Source organism: Bradyrhizobium sp. UFLA01-814, assembly GCF_046718885.1.
In the GTDB taxonomy this organism is placed as follows: Bacteria; Pseudomonadota; Alphaproteobacteria; order Rhizobiales; family Xanthobacteraceae; genus Bradyrhizobium; species Bradyrhizobium elkanii.
Genome location: NZ_JAQOSR010000109.1, coordinates 1 through 17932, shown reverse-complemented (window position 1 = coordinate 17932; position 17932 = coordinate 1). Strand labels below are relative to the sequence as shown.

The following is a 17932-nucleotide window of genomic DNA, read 5'->3' as shown; positions in this document are numbered from 1 at the left end:
CTACTCTGCTCCGTCCTCATGTTTTGCAGGCCTGACTTTGCTCAAATTGCCAAGTCGACCCACGGCATGATCGGTCGCAGCGCCATGCAATCGAGCCCGTTCGCTCGAAGAACGAAGGGCAATTCGAGCTCTCTGGGCATGAGCAAGGACGTCTTTGCGGCTCGTGGAAAGACGAGGTAACTCGCTCAGCGATCGAAAATCAGAGCCAGATCCGACGCAAAATTGCGAGCGACCTGCCCAAACTTCTGCGCTCAAAAATCCGTCTGGTTGATCGCACTTTTTCGAGTGGCGAGGCCCCCTCTTCTGAACACAAAAGCGCTCCTCCGCCTTTTCTTAGCGGCGCGAGAAACGCAAAAAAGCCCCGCCTCCGAGGAGGCGGGGCCGATGATCGGTGCGATCAGTCGCCGCTGCGGCGCGACCAGATCAGGCTGAAACCGTCCTCGCCTTCGACCTTGACCAGCGAGGCGTAGATCGGAGCCGGGAAGCTCGGATCGTCGAGCTTGACCGAGAGATATTCGCGGTCGCTGTCGCGGACGGTCTTCTTCCAGGCGGCGCCGAACTCGGTGGAGCCTGCGAAAATGCGGTAGTCGGGAGCCTTGTCGTTGTCCTTCTCGGACATCGTGAACTTGGCCTTGATGTTCAGCGTCAGCGTCTTGATCGAGCCGTTGTAGCCGTTGTCCGAAGCGGTGAAGGTGCCGATGGTCGCCATGGTGATCTCCGTCTGTTGCTCGGGCCGCGCCCATCGCAGCCTCGATGGCGATCCTTGGCCCGGGGAGCGATCGGCCCGCAGCCTTTAAGGCCCGCAGCGCCAGCGGAGGACGGCGAAAGCCTGCTTTTTTGTCTTGCGCGAGGAATGCCGCCGCCAGGCCGCCAGGGGAAAAAAGCAGGCGTGAGCTGTTGCGGGAAGGCGATCGAGGCTCTTGCCGTCCCTCGGGCCTGATCAGCCCATTCGAGGGTGCGTTGGACGCGAGCCCATAACCGAACTGACGGGGCTTACCATGGCTGCCGACACCCGCCGCAGCACGGCAGGATCGGTCGGGTTAAAGCCGATGCCTACACATCGATGCACGACGATGCATCAGACAAACCAATGCGAACCGACCGCATTCCCGGACGGGAAAACGATGTCGCCACCGGAAATATCCGCCAGGCTGCGGCCTCGACCCACGATGTCCGGACCTGACCAGAGCCTCCAGCCCAATCGCCTCGTGCGGGGGCAAGAGGAAGCGCGACATGGCCATCCCGGGTGCGCCAAACGGCGTGGATCGGATGGATCGTGGCCCGCGCGAGAAGCGTGATCAGCGCGAGCAAAGCGGGCGGCCCGTCCCGCGAATTCTTCGCGAATGAGCGACGGCGTGTCGAGCGGCATCGCGTCACCACGGTGTTTGCCCGGAGAGGAAGGTTGCGAAAGCTCGGTATCCGCCTTGATCAGGCCGCCAAGAATTCCAAGACGTGCCTGCCGAACAGCTCCGCGCATTGAAAAAGGAAACCGTGGCCAGCATCAGGGTAGAGCACGAGCTGAGCCGATGGAATCAGCTGCGACATGACGTAGGAATTGTAGGCGTGAGTCATCTTGTCATGGGCGCCGTTCGCCACGAACGTAGGCGCCTTAATTTCGTGCAATCGCTGAAACGCTGAACCCTTTCCCGCTCCCCACGCGCTGATAGCTGCAGCCTGACGTTGGACTGATTCCAGTTTGACAAGCGCCCGTGACTCGCGAAGCCGCAAATCTAGACGCCGCAGAGACGCGACGCCAAGTTCGCGGCTGGTCTGACTATCGGTGAAGAAGAGATATAGGAAATCCTCATCGTCATTGACCGGTTTGCCGGCGACCTGCCAGACCTTGTCAGGCGCCTTCGGACTCTCGGGAACGCCGCCTGGGCTCGTGCCGGCGAGCACGATCCGGCGCACGCGTCGCGGATGGTCGAGGGCCAATTGCTGCGTTACCGTGCCACCGAGCGACCAGCCCAGCAGATCACACTGCTCGTAGCCGAGAGCTTCCAGGAACAAATTAGCCGAAGCAGCCATGTCGGCGATGTTGTCGGCTGCCAGGCCGGATGAGAACCCCACCCCGACATTATCGAAAATCACGACAGAGCGCTCGGCTGCCAGCACGTCGAGAAGCGCTGGATCCCAGTGATCGATGGTGGCTCGGAACCGCTGGCACATCACCAATGGGATGTTGTTGGCCGGACCGACCTGCCGATAAGCGATGCGCGCGTTACCGAGGTCCAAATACCTGGTTTCAGCAAGAGAGGATATTGAGCCGTTCATTGATAAGACCCACGCTATGGCTGATTTTAGGCACGCGATTGACGTGCACTAAAGTTACTGACCTGTACCATACTTGATATATTGACAGATCTGTTGCATTGTCAATGCCGTGTCAGACTTAAAGAAAGCGAAGCAAAAGCCCCGGCGTGGCGCTCCTCGTAAGAGCGAGCCCAATGCACGCGTACGCATCCTGAAGACCGCAACTGAACTGTTCTATCGGGACGGGATCCAAGTAACCGGCGTTGACACGCTCGCCGCTCGCACGGGCGTTTCAAAGACCAGCCTCTATCGCACTTTCGAATCCAAGGACGCGCTGATCGCGGCGGTGCTGAGCGGCCAGGACAGGGAATATTGGGCCTGGTGGGACCGAATCATCGCCAGCGCAGCCGCCAATCCACGCGCACAGCTTAAGGCGATCCTTACCGCCATCGGTCGCCATACTGGGACGTCTGCCTATCGGGGGTGCCCCTTCATTAACGCAGCCGTCGAACTCGCCGACACCAATCATCCCGGGCACGCCCGCGTGGTGGCCAACAAACTTGAGCTGAAGAGGCGTTTGACAGATTTTTGTCGACAGCTCGGCGCACGCAATTCCGCCCGGCTGGGTAGTCGACTGGCCATGCTGGTCAACGGCGCGTACGCCACCGGCCCCATTACGGGAACGTCGCACATCGAATCCGACCTCGTAGCGGCGGCATTTTCCATTATCGAGAACGCGTTGCACGATGACGGCGCCGCATCCGGCTAGTTTCCGTTCACGAGACATACCGGCAGACAAGTCACCGACCGGCGTCCCTCAAGCCGTGCGCAAGGTCACTTAGATTGGCTCTTGCGCGGCCCTTTTCTTGAACACGTCGCTCTTCGTCAAGAGCTCCAAAAATAGCTTCCTTTCAAGGCGCGCATGCCCGTTATGATCGAGCAGAAGGCCGGCCCTGAGTGTTGTCTTGGCTGCGAACAGTCCCTCCGAAGGAAGTTTGGCGACGGTCTCGGCCCAAGCGATTGCGGCCGCTCGAAAGCCCTGCACCGGCAGTACTTCACTTACCCAGCCGAGCCGCAAGGCATCGTCCGCGACAAAAGTGCGCGCACGTAAGATCGCGTCTTGAGCGGCAGCAGGTCCAATCACCTCCTGAAGCCGACGGGTCGCGCGCGCTCCGGGAATCAATCCAATCCGAACCTCGGGCTGGCCGATATTCGCCCGCTGAGATGCGATCCGCAGCGAGCAAGCAAGCGCGATCTCGCTGCCCCCGCCCCAGGCTTGACCGTCGATGGCAGCGATCACTGGCTGTGGGATCTCTTCCAACAGATCGATCACGTCGTAAAATCCATTCAGCGCGTCAGCCTGCAGTTCGCCTCTGCCAACTCTAGCAAGGTCGTGAATGTCGGCGTGAGCGATGAAAAAACCGTCGACGCCGCCCAATAACAACACGACCTTGATTTCATCCGCCTGATGCTCGATTTGGCGTAGGAGGCGAGCCAACTCGGATGCCGAGGCTAGATCCATGATATTCCGCGGCAGCCTCGCGAACGTGAGGATAGCTAACGAGCCGCGACGTTCGAGCACCCAGTTCGACAAGCGCGCCTCCATGCCAAGAAACTGATGAATGTTGCCGATCTGTACCCTCAATGAGGAATAATGACAACATCCATTCAATAAAGATCCTTTGACAAAGGAACCGATCTGTACATATTTTAGATAATTGCGTTTGCAGAAAGGGTATGTGAATGACAGTTCTCGTTGTCGGAGCAACCGGAAAAGTCGCCGGGCAACTTGTTTCAAATCTGCAAAACGAAGACATCCCCTTGCGGCTACTGGTCCGCAACGGTGAAAAGGCAAAGAAGGCATTTGGGGAGGAAACGTCGAAGCTCCGGTATGTGATCGGTCAGCTCGCCGACGAGAAAGTACTGGAAGTTGCGTTCAGCGGCGTTGACGTCGCCTTTTTGGGCTTGGGGACCAGCCAGGAACAAGAAGCGCTGGAACGAGGTCTGATTGACGCCGTGGGTCGTCATGCGACAGCGCATGTCGTACGGCTTTCGGTCCTCGCATCCAATGCCGAAGCGACCTACGAGGTGGCGCGGCGCCACGGCGCGCTGGACGCTCATCTAGAAAAATCAGGCTTGTCGCACACGCTTTTGAAGCCAAGCTACTTCATGAGCAATCTACTTCTGGCAGCTGCCTCCATTTCGTCCAGCAGTCGATGGTATGGCGCAATCCCGACTGGGCTGGTTGCGATGATCGACACACGTGACGTGGGCGACGCCGCCGCGGCGGTGATACGCGATCCATCGCTACGCGGGTCATCATACGATCTGACTGGACCGCAGGCCGTCAGCCTGCCGGAGGCAGCCGAATTCATCAGCGCCACCGTCGGGCGATCCGTCCAATATGTCTCAACGGACGAAGACGCCTTGCGCAAGGGGTACGCCGCCCGGGGCGTACCAGCCTGGTTGGCCGACTACGCTCTCGGGATAGATCGGGGAATGCAAGCTGGCGATCATGCGAAGGTGACACAGACGGTCCGCACATTAACCGGAAAGCCGCCGCGCACTCTTCAAGCGTTTCTCGCAGAGAACAAGTCGGCTTTTGCGCCTGTCTAGGGAAGACCTAGCAACGTTCCTTACGTCGACCGGCCACACTCCGTTGCACGTCTCTCTGGGCGACATTTCGTGCGACTAACATATGCGTCCCCATCGGCGTCCAGGCGCAGGCCTCGTCGAGCTTCAGACCCTCCTCGCGTTTCCCGGGAAGCGCACACTTCGTGGCCCTCTAAATCCTAGCTGTCCGAATTTCTGCTTTCGGTTCCGATTAAGCTCTCAACGGAGGCACCGTGGGAACGCTGAAGACTTCCGCAGCCAGATGAGGATCGCACCAAAAAACACAAACTGGCCCGCTGAAAGCAGCCAATCCGGCCGCGATGGCGGCAGGCCGGAATGCCGCATGAAACGCTGCGACAAATAGCTTGGCATCGAGCAAACCACATGCCGTCACCTCAATTCCCCCAGGCGAAATGCCTCGAGGACACACTGCGCCATCGAGCCGGCGTTGAGCTTGCGCCGGGCATTCTCAAGGTGAAACGCGACTGTCCGAGGCGAGATCTGAACGAGCACCGCAACATCTGCAACCGTCTTGCCGCGCGCGATCCAGGACAGGCATTGCCGCTCCCGTTGCGTCAGAGTCGCGCCTTCGGCGGCGTTCTCGTGCGGCTCCAGCCTCGCCGTGACGTGGGCGTGGAAGTACAAGCCCGCGAGCCGCAGGATCTCGACACACTCTGAAACCAGCCGTTCGGTGTCGTCTATTGTCTCAGTTGTCGCTACGGTGAAAGCTGCCATTCGCCCGAAGCCCGACCTGATCGGCACCGTGACGCCTGATCTGATCCCGAACGCGGTCGCCTCCTCGAAGAATCGCTTCAGCTTCCGGTCTTCGGTCTGGATCGTACTACCGTTCCACACAAACACATCTTGCTCTGCAGTGGCGCGCCGGACCACTGGATCGAGTTTTTGGTACTTCAGCCCAAAATATCTCTCGGTCCAGGATTTGGGGTACGAGGATATCAGGGTCGGATCCTCGGCGGTCAGGCGGAGATACGCAAAGCTCTCAAATCCGAGCCTGCGCGTCATGCGAGCCGCGACGCGCTCGAAGGACGCTTGGTCCACGGCCGTCTCGAGCTCGTCAACAAACCCCTGAAACGAATATTCGATCGGCTTCATGACGTGCCTTCAATTGCTGCTCCGGGACCGGAGCTCACAAAAAAAGCAACCCCCGCCTCGCGGCCGGGGGCTCAGTTTGGGAGAGCTATCGAGAACACCGTTCGCGTCGCCAGACATGCGCCAACGCGCGCAGCGTTCAATTGCTTGATGGCCTGATTGCAACGCCGCAAAGATGTCTGCTTGGCAAAGTTGGCGGCGACCGCAGCCAGTGCAGGTTACGATCGCCGCCAGCCCGCTCGCGGCCAGTCCAGCATTACAGGCCGACCTCAATAGGTCGGTGCGAGTTGCTCGTCGAGCACCTGGTAGCCATTCGTCATGACGAGACTCGAATCGACGAAGTGGACGATCCGAACCGGCGAACAGTGAACTCCCAGAACCCGAACGGTGGCTTGTCCGGCAACTTCGAACGCGTGCGGCACGTTGGGTGGAAACTCGAATACGTCTCCCGCTTTGCCCCGCTTCTTCTCGGACTCCTTGCCAATGAGCCATGCGTTCGCCTCGCCTTCGAGCACCACCAGGCACTCGACATACGGGTGCCAGTGCATTGGTTGAAAGTATCCCGGCTCGCAGGTTTGTATTCCCATGAACACCGGTGTTTCGCCGCGATTGATCAGCGGTTGATAGAAGGAAAGCGGGCCGAATACCACTTTCTCGCTCGCATCAAGCGATGCCAGCCTGATCTCCACGATGGGCTGCGGAATGCTCTTGGTTATGCCATTCTCCGGCGGGCGTGCGGTCATCTTAACCTCCTGAACCCCATGCTTCGAGCAGTACCGTGCAACAACTCCAATGCACGTCGGTAGCATCGAGTGCCGAACAGCGCGTTGCCGTTTCTGCAACACCAAGGAGCTCCCGGCCGTCGCGTCCACATCGCATTCCCGCGTAAAGGCGATGCGCGGCATACCGGCGGCCGCGCCCGTCGCGAGCGCATCTGGAAGCCTGCTCGCGAACAAGATATCGTCCTTCGGAACCTTTGCTTTCCCGTTTTTGGCCACCAAAATGAACCATGTTTCGCTGCGATATTTTGTTGAAGTTGCCGATTGCGGTTCGATCCGCCAGGCTGCTCAGCGCCTTCATGTTGCGGCCTCAGCCGTCAGCCGGCAGATCGCCAATCTCGAGCATGACCTCCAGGCCGAATTGATCGAACGCAGCCCAGGCGGCGTGACGTTGACCGCCGCCGGTGCACTGGTCGCCGAGCAAGGCAGGTCGATGTTCCGGGGGTTCGACCGGATCCGCTCGCTGGTCGACGACCTCAAGCAGCTCCGACGGGGCTGGCTTGACATCTATTGCGTCGAAGGACTTGCCACGGCGTTCCTGCCGAGTGCAATCGCAGCGTTTCATGCGAAGTATCCCGACATCAGCTATCAGGTCATCACCGCCCCCACCGACCGGATCGCGGAGGCGCTCCTGCAAGACGAATGCGACTTCGGGATCACGATCAATCTGGCGGCGCGGCCAGAGATCAAGGTGGTCGCATCCCGTACCGAAGATTTGCATGCCATCGTTTCGCCGTCCCACCCGCTTGCACCGCAGGGCAGCATCACGCTTGAAGAGGCGAGCCAGCATCCAGCCGCCCTGCTGATGGCTTCATTCGGCGTCAGGCAACTCCTCGACCAGGCCTTCGCGCGGTGCGGAGTCACGCCGCGGCAGTTGATGTCATCCAATTCGGTTGCGGCCATCAAGGGCCTGGTGCTCGAGGGAGCAGCGCTCGCCTTGATGTCGCCATCGCTGATCCGCCGCGAGCTCGAGGACGGCAGTCTGCTGGCGAAACCGATCGTCTCGATGCCACGGACCGCCTACCGCCTCGAACTATGCGTTCACAACAAGCGGCATCTGTCGTTCGCAGCCCGCGCGATGCTCGACCTCCTGGCCGAACAGTTCAGCTAAGGTGCGCGACGGACGCAATCTCGACCAGGAACTCGGACTTCACGAGATCGGCCCTGATGCAGAAACGGGCCGGCGGCTCGTTTGGAAAGAACTCCGCATAGACCTCGTTCATCGCCTGATAGTCGTTCAGGTCTTTCAGGAATATGCTGTTCATCGCGACGTCGGCCATGGTCCCGCCGGCGGCTTTTACAACCGCCTCTATCCTCTGCAGGACGTGCCGGGTCTGCGTCCTGACATCGCCAATCCCGACGGTCTCACCGTCCGCGGCGATCGGCAACACCCCCGAAACATAGACGGTGTTTCCGGTCCGAACGCCGGCCGAGTATGGCGCCAGAGGGGGTGCGGAGCCTGCGGGGTTGATCGGAATTCCAGGCATCTGTTCGGGTCCTTTCCCTTGCTAAAGTGCTCGGCAAGCCGCCGCGGCAATCACTATTCCTAGACCTTGATTGAGTGGGCCGACGCTCGAGTCATGAATCTGGTCGCAGGCGACGACCTGGACCTCCTGCGGTGACGCTCTGGAGGAATTGGAGGACCAGGCTGTTGAACTCGGCTGGATTGGTCACAGAGCAGGCATGCCCTCCGCTGGAGATGAACGAGAGCTTTGCGCGCGGAATCCGTTCGGCCAATTCCTCGGAGTAGTAGATTGGCGTCAGGAAATCGTCGCGGGCGCAGGTCACAAGCGTCGGCGCCTGAATGCGGGACAGTGAACTGATCTGGTCGTGGCGCAAGACCGCGTCGAGCCTGCTTGCAAGTATGGCTGGAGGCGCAGAGCTCCTGACCGCCAGCTCCTCGCGCTTTGCGAGTTCGGCGGCATTTTCGGCGATCCATGCGCTTGGGTAAAGAAACACGGGCGTCGACTTGACGTAGGCCTCGACACCAACGCCGAGCACGATCTCCTTGCGCATCCCCATCGCACAGCGGGTGAATTCGTCGGTACGCCCGCGGGTCCCATAAAGCACCTGGCTCAGCACCCGCGCCGGATGCGTCGAGGAGATCACCTGAAGCATCATGCCGCCGGTCGAATGGCCGAGGAAGTGCGCAGCCTCGATGTGGAGCGCATCCATCAACCCGATCGTATCGGAAGCGAGCAACTCCACGGAATATTCGACCTGGCTGTGGGTCGAGCGCCCGGTTCCGCGATGATCGAACGTCAACACCCGAAACACTTTCGAGAGCTGTTCGATCTGCGGAGTCCAGTAGGAGCCGAGCCCGCCCATACCGGAAATCAGGATCAGCGGCGGACCCTGGCCAGTCGCCTCAAAGTGAATCTCTGCATCCGCAACTGAGACAAACGGCATATCGATACTCCGGTTTCCTCGAATTGGAGCCGGATATAGTCGAATGGATGGGTGCTCAGGTAACACTATCGCTCTCACGCCGTGTTGCCGGCCGCGCAACGCTGCGAGGATGCGCTCTCGTCGTCCCCGTCAGCGCCGCGGCGCGGCAATTAACAGATGAACTCTCGCACGCTTCATGATCGGTACCGCTCGCCACCTCAACTCGGGCCATAACCCAGCCGTCCCCGCACGACGCAGTCCTAACCACCGGACACTTCAAGCCACCGGCCGATCTCTTCACGCATCTTGTCGTCGGATTGCAGGAAGTCTGCGGTGCCCTCAGTCCTCTTCTGCCCGAGTTCGAGCACATAGATGTAATTCGAGACCTCGATGCACGGCTTGATGTTCTGGTCGACCAGAACCACGGCGAGGCCCTCGGCCGCGAGCGTCCCGATCTTCTCGTAGACGTCGGCGGCGAACTTCGGGGCGATCATGGCCGTCGGCTCATCGAGCAGGATGATCTTGGGATCCAGCAAGAGCGCCCGCGCGATCTCCAGAAAACGGCGTTGCCCGCCGCTCAGCGAGCCCGCCGGGCTGCGGCGCGCGGCGCCGAGCATCGGAAACTCGCTCAGCGCGCGATCCAGTATCCTGCGGGTTCTGACCCGGTCGTGGCGGATCGGCCAGCAACCGAGCAGAAGGTTGTCCTCCACCGAGAGGCCGAGAAAGAGGCTGCGGTTCTGTGGCACATAGCCGACGCCCATCAATGCCAGCACATGATTGGGAACGCCTGCAAGCGACTTGCCGTAGAGGCGGATATCGCCGGATCTCGGCTTGAGGGCCCCCATGAAGGTCTTGAGCACCGTCGACTTGCCGGCCCCATTGGGCCCGATGATGCCGGTAACGGTACCTGACCGGAAGACCAGCGACAGATTCCGCAGCACGTGGATGTCACCGAAATATGCCGCGGAGACGTCGCAGAATTCAGCGACGATCGCAGGTCCGTTGCCAAAAGACGGTTCGCTCACGGCCTTCACTCCTTCAATGCGCGGTACCGAGATAGGCATCGATGACCTTGGGATCGGCCTTGATCTGTTCCGGCGATCCCTCGGCTAGAATTCCCCCCTCGTGCATGACGACAATCCGTCTGGAAAGCCGATAGAGCGTTCCGGGATCGTGGCAGACCAACAGGATGGCGACCCGCTGCTGCAGCATCTCCTTCAATTCGTCGATGAACATCCGGCAGAGATCGGAGTGCATCCCGGCGAAGGGCTCGTCGAACAGCACAACGCTCGGCCAGATCATGATCAGCCGGGCAAGCTCGAGCAGCTTTTGTTGGCCGCCGGAGAGCTCCCAGGCGTAATTGCTTGCCAGCCTGTCGAGCTTGACGCGCTTGAGCGCTTCATAGGCACGCTCCGCCCTCGCCTCCCGATCCGCTTCGCGGGAAGGGGCGACGAGCAGATTTTCGAGCACGGTCAAGCCGCGAAACGACCTTGGCACCTGAAACGTCCGCCCCACACCGATCATGCTGATCCGATTGGGCGGCATGCCGACGATGCTTCTGTCATCGAGCTCGATTGCGCCCCTGTCCGGCTTCATGAGCCCGCAAATACAGTTCAGGAGGGTCGATTTGCCGGCGCCGTTGACGCCCATCAGGCCGACGGCTTCGCCAGGCGTGATATTGAGCGATACGTCGCGCAGCGCCGTGATCGCGCCGAAGCTCTTTGAGACCCCGGATATCTTCAGCATCGCCCTAGGCCCTCCATTCCACCTGCCCCATCAGACCGGCCGGCCGGACCACGATGACAGCGACAAGCACAAGAAATCCTGCGATCAGGCCAGTGCTCTGGCCGAGGTAGAGCGTCGTGAGCTGCTCGGTCAGCGCGAACAGCAGTCCGCCGGCCAGCGCTCCGAGCGGGCTGCCGAGGCCACCCAGCACGATCACGACAAAGCCAAGGATGGTATAGTCCATTCCGGAAAACGGGCTGAAGGCGGGGAACACCAGCGCGATCAGAACGCCGGTCATTCCGGCAAGACCGAAGCTGATCGAGAAAGCAAACATCGACAGCCTGTCGATGTCGATGCCGACGATCCGGAGTGCATCCCGGTTCATGATCGCACCGCGTAGCGCCTTGCCATAGATTGTCCGGTACAGCGCCCAGAAGATCGCCGGCACCAGGGCAAGCGCGACGCCGGCCGCGACAAGGCGGGCATGAGGCACCCGCAGGCCCAGGAACTGAAACGAAAGCGGCTTGAACTGGAACGAGATGGCGCGGGCGTCGGCGTCGAAGATGAAAAGCAGCGCTGCGCTGGTCATCAGCGAGACGCCGTAGAAGAACAGAAAGGAGGCGAGTTCGGGATCCTGGGAATTCTGCAACCGTTTGCCGGCGATCCGATAAAGGCAATAGCCAAGCAACGAAAGATATATGAAAGCGACCGGCAGCGCCGCGATCGGAGAATAGCCGAACTTCGCAGTCAAGGAATACGTGACGAAGCTCCCGGCAACCACGATGTCGCCATGCGCAAGATTTGCAATGCGCATGCCGCCATAGACGATCGTCAGGCTCAAGCCGAGGAAGCCATAGATGATGCCGAGGATCGCGGCGTTCAGAATGATGTTCGGGACAAGTGTCGCCATGGCTTTCCTTTAGAAGAACCAGCGCCGGAAGCGCGGATGGCGGTCGAGCAGCGAGCCGACCATGCCCTTTGGCATGGACAGGACCGTCAGCGAGATCAGCGCGCCGAGGATGAACAGGTTGGCAATCGGAAATCTCGCCCAGATCAACTCATCGACCACGCTCATGAGGAGCGCGCCCAGAAGCGGCCCCATGACGGTGCCGAGCCCGCCGAGCGCGGCATAGATGATGGCCTTCGCCGAGATCAGCATGTTGAAGGACGCCGACGGATCGATCACCGACGAATAGAGCGCCTCGATCCCGCCGCAGGTTGCAGCAATCATGGCGGAGAGAATCCACACCGACAGCCGCAGCCGCGCGACGTCGATCCCGATCATCGCCGCCGCGCCGGCATCGTCCCGGATCGCCTTCAGGCGCAATCCGTAGGGCGTGACTGCAATCAGCGTTGCGATCGCAAGCGATGCCAGGCAGAGCGCGACCATCAGGTAATAGGAGAAGATCGGGTCCTTGATTGCGGTGATGGTGACGCCCGAGCTTCCGCCGGCGATTTGTTCGGGAAGGATCGAGACCAGGCTTTTCAGGACGATCGACAGCGACAGACTGACAATCGAGAAGAACACGCCGCTCAGTCTCATCGTCGGTGCAAACAGCAACGCGAGCAGCGCGCCGGCCGCAGCCGCTCCACCGATGCTCCATCCGGCCGAAACGCCATGAAACTGGGCCAGCACCGCTGTGGCATAGGAGCCTACTCCAAAGAACGCGACAAAGCCGAACGGCAGATAGCCGACGAGGCCTGCAACGAGATTGACCGCCGTTGCCAGCGTGATCCATTGCAGGAGATAGAACCAGAACGACAGACCGCTGCTTGCCATAGGCATCGTTGCCGCGAGAACGAACCCGGCCCCAAGCGTAGCGATCCAGATCAGAAGGGAGGAGCGCGTCAGGCGCGACGGTGCGGTGCGATAGATCCCTTTGCGGGTGTCCTGCACCGCAGCCTCGCTCACGTCCGTCACCGGCCCCTCCCGTTTTGCTGATTTGCCCCGGCAAGGCGTGAGCCGCGCGCGACCGCAAGCAGTCTTCTCCGGGCGAAAGTCCAACATCGAGTGAACATCAGCCCCGCTCCGCCCAGGTCGGCATCGGATAGCGCGGCTTGGCCGTCGCGAACGATGCCGGCGCGATGACCTCGCGGCCATCCGCTGTGTTCTGCAGCACCAGGATGTTGAACCCGGTTTGCTGGCCGGTCTCGTCGATGGCGTAGGTGCCGCTCAGCACCGTCAGCTTGCCACTCAGATCGAGCGCGGTCCGCTTCAATGCTGCCGCCGAAAGATCCGGCGCCCGCTCGATCACGGCGCCCAGAACCGTGGTACCGGCAGCGGCAACCGCGGTGTTGATGTCGGGCTCGGGGCCGTTTGGATAGGCCGTCCGGTAGGCTTTCAGGAAGCCTTCGGCATCGGCGCCGCGCGTGACCGGATAATGCACCCGAGGATCGATGTTGAACTGGCCCCAGAGTCCGGTGGCATCGGCCCCGAGCGCAAGGATTGAGGAATTCTGCGAGAAGCCCGAGAAGATCGCCGGAAAATTGATGTCGTTTTCCTTCATTTGCCGGAGCATCGCGATCATGTCGGAATCGTAGGACGTGATGCAGAGCAGGTCCGTGCCGGCAGCGGCCGCCTTCTGCAGCGAGATGGTGAAGTCCCGCGCGCCGCGCTGGTATTTCTCCATGGTTCCGATCCGCAGGCCGCGCTTTTCGGCCGCGACCTTGAACAGGCCGGCCAGGGCTTCCGAATATGGCTCATCGACCGCAATGGTCGAGACCACCTGTCCTCCGGTGTCCTTGAGCGCCTGCACGGGGACGTCAGGCACCCGCGAGATCGGCGTCGTGCCACCGTTCACGATGAAGCGATAGCCCTGCTGGAACACGGTGTCGGCTGCCACCGCCCATCCCATCATGAAGATGCCATACCGCTCGGTGACGGCCGCCGCCGCGGCCGTCAGGGTCGATCCGTAGGGTCCGAGCACCAGGTCGACCTTGTCGTCATTGATCAGGCTTTCGTAGACCCGCGGCACCAGCTGTTTGTCGCTGCGGTCATCGCGGACCAGCAGCTCGATCGGCAGGCGGCTGCCTCTTTGCAGGAGACCGCCCTGCCGGTTTGTCTCGTCGAGCCACATCTTGATGGCGCGGCTGCCGGATTGGGCATCGTGCGCGAAGGGGCCGGTCGAGGAGATCGACATACCGATCCGGATCGAGGAGCGCGCTTGTGCGGCGGCTCTTCTCGTTAACAAAGCCGGTGCGGCACTCGCAGTAGCCGCGAGCAAACCGGCGCGACCTGACAGCGTCAGGAACTGCCTTCTCTTCATGAGCGTCTCCCGAAGGACTGAACGTCAGCGAACTGAATGCCGGCGATTTGCGGTGCGGGCTGCGCACGAGGGCGCAGCGATACGATCGTCAGCGCGCGCCGGCCACGAGCGTCTCGATCCGGTAGATCGTAGTCGGACACGAAACAAATACCGTCCTGCGGTCAGCGCCGCCGAACACGAGGTTGGTGCCGCCCTCGGGAAGCGGGATGCGGCCAAGGCGCGTCCCCTCGGCGCTGATGATCCATACGCCGCCCGGTCCGGTCGACCACAGGTTTCCGCGTTCGTCGACCCGCATGCCGTCGGTGATGCCGATGCCGCTTTCATCGCGCAGGTCCGCAAACATGCGGCCATTTGTCATCGTTCCGTCAGCCAGCACGTCGTAGCGGCGAATGTAGTTGTCGATCGAGCCGTTGGCGTAGAGCACCTTCTCGTCCGGCGAGAATGCGAGCCCATTGGTGTTCGGGATGTCGTCGACGACCCGCACGACATTGCCGTTCTGGATCATGTAGATCGCATTGATATCGATCTCGCAGCGCGGATCCGCGCCAAGCTTCGCCATGCCGCCGAACGTGTCGGTGAAATAGATCGAGCCGTCCTTGCGGACCACGACATCGTTCGGTCCGCCAAACCGCTTGCCTTGATACGTCTCGGCCAGGACCGAGCGCTGACCGTCCTTCTCGACCCGGACGATGGAGCGGCCGCCCCAGGTGGCAATGATCAGCCGCGCTTCCTGGTCGAGGGTGAGACCGTTCGAGCCGAACATGTTGAACTGCTCGAACTGCGGATCGTCCTCCGGCTTGCCGTTCGTGAAGGGCATGCCGACGCGCCACACGTCGACACCTTGATACCCGGTTTTTTCGAGGTAAATCTCGGCCTCCCCGCCCGGGTACCAGCGGTAGATGACGTTGGCCGGAATGTCGCTGAACAACAGATGGCTGTCGGCACCGGCGTTGATCCAGGTCACGCCCTCGGTGAAGCCGAAGCCGGTGACAACGGCCTCGAGCTTTGCGTCGGGAGAAAGCAGCCCATCGACGCGCTTATCCATCCTTACGATCGGTGCGTAAGACATCAATAATCCTCCCGGGATTTTTGTTGGTCGTCAGCCGCGGCCGTGCGCGGCGGTTACACAAAACGGGTCCATGTCGGCCGCCCAGAGGGCGGCAGGGTCAGGGAAGCGCAGTTCCGGCTTCGGCTTCGAGCGCAGCCTGCACATGCGGGCGCCCTGCAATGCGATCCATGTAGCTCTTGATCACCGGCCAGCAGGCAAGATCGATCGAGAAGCCCTTCATCCAGAGCAGCACCGTGTAGAGATAGGCATCGGCCACGCCGAACTTGTCGCCGAGCAGGTGTTCCTGCTTCTCGAGCGTTGCCGTGATCTCGGCAAAGCGGCGGAACAGACGGTCCTTGAAGATCTGCTTAATCTCTTCAGGTATCGATGCATTGAACAGCGGGTGCGAGGTTGCATGAATCTCGCTTGTGATGAAGTTGAGCCATTCCTGCAGCCGCACGCGTTGCAGGCTTCCGGCGGGAGGCGCGAGACCGGCCGCTGGCCTGAGGTCGGCGAGATACTGCACGATCGCAGGACCTTCGGTGAGAACTTCCCCATTCTCGAGCTGCAGCGCCGCCACGTATCCTTTCGGGTTGATGTCGAGGAAGTTTCCGCCCTCGGATGTCCGTTTGGTCTTGTTGTTCACCATCACGAGCTTGAAGGGTAAATCGAGCTCGCGCAGCACGATATGAGGCGACAGGGAGCAGGAATTCGGCGCCGAAAATAGCTTCATCGTTTCGTCTCTGTTGTGCATCGGATCGTTCGCCCTTCGACGAGGGTTTCGAAAGGTGTCGATGCGGCCCGCTTGATGGCGGCAAGAGATAGGGCTCGACAGAAATCACGTAAAATTAATTGTCCAGAATCCTGGCATTAGCGCTGCTACTGATAACTCTGGACGGTGTGAGCTCAGGCTTGATCTCGCCGACGCCCACGACCGCGTCGTGGCTCACGAGGAAATCGGCGCGGACCGTATGGGTGCGGTCCATATGCTCGAGAATTGCGCGGACGCGGCAGCCGCCTGCGTCGAGGCCGTGCCCGGGCAGAAACGGCTCCGTTGTATTGAGCAATTGATGCCGCGGTCAGGCCGGCTGCAGCATCTCGAAAAACGCGCGCACGGCTTTGGTGTTGGCCTTGCTGTGGCTGACAAGGCCAAAGCGCCGGTGGACAGGGTCGGCGAGCTCAAGAACGCGCAAGCCCTGTCTGTTCTCCGGCAGCGTCAGCTCCGGGACCAGCGTCACGCCAACGCCTTCGCGCACGAGTGCAAAGGCACTGCTCCGGTCACGCACCGAGACACGGAGATCGGCGATCTTCAGGCGCTTCTCGGTAATGAGTTTTTCGGCGGTAGCACGGCATCCTCCGGTCGCCAGAATGAACGGCTCGGCGACGACTTCGCTCAAGTCAACGATACCCCGCTTGCCGGGCCGGGCGAACCGATGGCCACTTGGGACCACGGCGACCCATGGGTCCTTGCCGAGCAGGATGGAATTGCGCGAGGGGGACGGGTTGACCACCATGCCGACATCAACTTGCTTTGCGGCGATCAGCGCATCGATCTCCTCATCGCTCGCCTCCAAGGTAATCACATCGATCCCGGGATGCGATTGCTTGAACCGCCGCAGGATCGGCGGCAGGATCGTCGCGAGCACGACCGGAAAGCACGCCATCCTGATGGTGCCGCGCTCGAGCCCCTGCGATTCATCCACCACGGTGCGGATGGTCTCGAGCGCCGAGAGCATCACCCGCGCCTGCTCGATGATCTGAAACCCGACCGCGGTCGGAACGGTCTGCCTTCGGTCGCGGGTAAAGAGCTGGACGCCAAGCAGTTCCTCGAGCAGGGCGATGGCCTGGCTCGCGCCGGACTGGGTCAGGCCGACGCGTTCGGCGGCGCGGGTGATGTTGCCATGGTCGGCGACGGCAACGACCGTTCTCCAATGCATCAGGTTCATCATGGCAGCAGAAACCCTTATGACCGGATAGACTGCCATCAGTTTTGCAAATGCATCGAAGCAACGCAAGACCCTGTTACCAAACGGGGTGGCGAGGCTCGCGCCTGGATGCATCCCCGGTCCAACTGCGTTGCCATCACGCTCATCCATCGGGATTCCAGGTCCAGATCGGGCGCGCGACGCCGAGGATGTCGCAGCGCAAAACCGGGCCGAAGTAGCGAGAATCGAACGAAAATGGATGCGGCTGTAGCAAGAAATACTCACCGTCCACGAGGCGCATGCAGCCCTCCCAAACCGGCAGCGGACGGCCGGCCTGATCGTTCATCTGCACCTCGGCGAGCACCTTGCCGTTGATCGAAATCGTATCGGAGGGCTGCCTCGAGCGGCAGACTTCGTCGCTCGCTGCTGCCGCAACCTGCTTCAAAAGCGGCAGCGGACCGGGCAGGATTTCGTGAGCGATCAGCAGCAGCTCGATCGCAGGTGCCGGTTTCACAACCGCGAGCTCACCCTTCTCCGGCAATCGCTGATCGAGGTAGTAGAGGCCGAGCGGCGCGCTGCCGGAAGCGTTGTAGATGACAAAGGGCGTGCCCCCCGCAAACGACACCAGTACCGCAACGATCCCGCCGCATAGCGCTGACAGGATGGCGCACGTTCGCAGCAAGTTGCGATCAATCCGCATCGGAGGTCGACCTCCGCTTGCTCGCCTGCGAATACTCCACGAGGTCCTCGATGTGGTAGCGGACGTAGCGGCCGTGCTTGCGATAGGCTGGCCCTCGGCCGTGCACGCGCATTTTTTCAAGCGTA

General features: G+C 61.1%; 19 protein-coding genes. 3 read left to right on the top strand and 16 right to left on the bottom strand.

What is annotated here, in order from left to right; all coding sequences use genetic code 11:
- Window positions 1-397: 397 nt before the first annotated feature.
- Window positions 398-709, bottom strand: a complete 312-nt coding sequence (locus PMN64_RS28230; RefSeq protein ID WP_411783019.1) for a DUF736 domain-containing protein — start codon at window positions 707-709, stop codon at window positions 398-400.
- Window positions 710-1428: 719 nt separating this feature from the next.
- A complete protein-coding gene (locus tag PMN64_RS28225; protein ID WP_411783018.1) occupies window positions 1429-2274 on the bottom strand; it encodes an alpha/beta fold hydrolase in 846 nt (281 codons plus the stop codon).
- A 109-nt stretch (window positions 2275-2383) separates the two neighbouring features.
- Between PMN64_RS28225 and PMN64_RS28220 the strand changes: the two genes are divergently transcribed.
- Window positions 2384-3022, top strand: coding sequence for a TetR/AcrR family transcriptional regulator (locus tag PMN64_RS28220; protein ID WP_411783017.1), 639 nt, complete (start codon window positions 2384-2386; stop codon window positions 3020-3022).
- A 69-nt stretch (window positions 3023-3091) separates the two neighbouring features.
- On the opposite strand, the gene PMN64_RS28215 is transcribed toward PMN64_RS28220, so the two are convergent.
- Complete coding sequence (locus PMN64_RS28215) at window positions 3092-3847, bottom strand: enoyl-CoA hydratase/isomerase family protein (protein ID WP_411783016.1); 756 nt, start codon at window positions 3845-3847, stop codon at window positions 3092-3094.
- A gap of 149 nt (window positions 3848-3996) precedes the next feature.
- Here PMN64_RS28215 and PMN64_RS28210 point away from each other — a divergent pair, with 149 nt between their 5' ends.
- On the top strand, window positions 3997-4869 hold the full coding sequence (locus PMN64_RS28210) for an NmrA family NAD(P)-binding protein (protein ID WP_411783015.1): 873 nt from the start codon (window positions 3997-3999) through the stop codon (window positions 4867-4869).
- Window positions 4870-5256: 387 nt separating this feature from the next.
- Here PMN64_RS28210 and PMN64_RS28205 read toward each other — a convergent pair whose 3' ends face one another.
- Window positions 5257-5979, bottom strand: a complete 723-nt coding sequence (locus PMN64_RS28205; RefSeq protein ID WP_411783014.1) for an autoinducer binding domain-containing protein — start codon at window positions 5977-5979, stop codon at window positions 5257-5259.
- 266 nt (window positions 5980-6245) lie between these two features.
- Window positions 6246-6719 (bottom strand): cupin domain-containing protein, encoded by a 474-nt coding sequence (locus PMN64_RS28200; RefSeq protein ID WP_411783013.1) that lies wholly within the window; start codon window positions 6717-6719, stop codon window positions 6246-6248.
- 259 nt (window positions 6720-6978) lie between these two features.
- Between PMN64_RS28200 and PMN64_RS28195 the strand changes: the two genes are divergently transcribed.
- Window positions 6979-7866 (top strand): LysR family transcriptional regulator, encoded by an 888-nt coding sequence (locus PMN64_RS28195; protein WP_411783012.1) that lies wholly within the window; start codon window positions 6979-6981, stop codon window positions 7864-7866.
- Here the strand turns inward: PMN64_RS28195 and PMN64_RS28190 are convergent.
- From PMN64_RS28190 to PMN64_RS28140, 11 genes are all read right to left on the bottom strand, one after another.
- The gene (locus tag PMN64_RS28190; protein WP_411783011.1) at window positions 7859-8242 is read right to left on the bottom strand and encodes a RidA family protein; all 384 of its coding nucleotides are present in this window, start codon (window positions 8240-8242) and stop codon (window positions 7859-7861) included. The genes PMN64_RS28195 and PMN64_RS28190 overlap by 8 nt on opposite strands.
- 91 nt (window positions 8243-8333) lie before the next feature.
- Window positions 8334-9164: an alpha/beta fold hydrolase gene (locus PMN64_RS28185; RefSeq protein ID WP_411783030.1), complete on the bottom strand. Its 831-nt coding sequence runs from the start codon at window positions 9162-9164 to the stop codon at window positions 8334-8336.
- A 239-nt stretch (window positions 9165-9403) separates the two neighbouring features.
- Entirely contained in the window at window positions 9404-10168 is a 765-nt protein-coding gene (locus PMN64_RS28180) for an ABC transporter ATP-binding protein (protein ID WP_411783010.1), read from the bottom strand.
- Window positions 10169-10181: 13 nt separating this feature from the next.
- Entirely contained in the window at window positions 10182-10889 is a 708-nt protein-coding gene (locus tag PMN64_RS28175) for an ABC transporter ATP-binding protein (protein WP_411783009.1), read from the bottom strand.
- A gap of 4 nt (window positions 10890-10893) precedes the next feature.
- The gene (locus PMN64_RS28170; protein WP_411783008.1) at window positions 10894-11778 is read right to left on the bottom strand and encodes a branched-chain amino acid ABC transporter permease; all 885 of its coding nucleotides are present in this window, start codon (window positions 11776-11778) and stop codon (window positions 10894-10896) included.
- Between the two features lie 9 nt (window positions 11779-11787).
- Window positions 11788-12789: a branched-chain amino acid ABC transporter permease gene (locus PMN64_RS28165; RefSeq protein WP_411783007.1), complete on the bottom strand. Its 1002-nt coding sequence runs from the start codon at window positions 12787-12789 to the stop codon at window positions 11788-11790.
- Window positions 12790-12886: 97 nt separating this feature from the next.
- The gene (locus PMN64_RS28160; RefSeq protein WP_411783006.1) at window positions 12887-14134 is read right to left on the bottom strand and encodes an ABC transporter substrate-binding protein; all 1248 of its coding nucleotides are present in this window, start codon (window positions 14132-14134) and stop codon (window positions 12887-12889) included.
- Between the two features lie 88 nt (window positions 14135-14222).
- Window positions 14223-15203, bottom strand: coding sequence for an SMP-30/gluconolactonase/LRE family protein (locus PMN64_RS28155; protein WP_411783005.1), 981 nt, complete (start codon window positions 15201-15203; stop codon window positions 14223-14225).
- A gap of 97 nt (window positions 15204-15300) precedes the next feature.
- Window positions 15301-15915 carry a glutathione transferase GstA gene (gene gstA / locus PMN64_RS28150; protein ID WP_411783004.1) on the bottom strand — a complete coding sequence of 205 codons (615 nt, stop codon included), beginning with the start codon at window positions 15913-15915 and terminating at the stop codon, window positions 15301-15303.
- Window positions 15916-16261: 346 nt separating this feature from the next.
- Complete coding sequence (locus PMN64_RS28145; RefSeq protein ID WP_411783003.1) at window positions 16262-17278, bottom strand: LysR family transcriptional regulator; 1017 nt, start codon at window positions 17276-17278, stop codon at window positions 16262-16264.
- Window positions 17271-17932 (bottom strand): S26 family signal peptidase (locus tag PMN64_RS28140; RefSeq protein WP_411783002.1); only part of this gene is annotated, 662 nt, incomplete at its 5' end. The genes PMN64_RS28145 and PMN64_RS28140, both read right to left, overlap by 8 nt.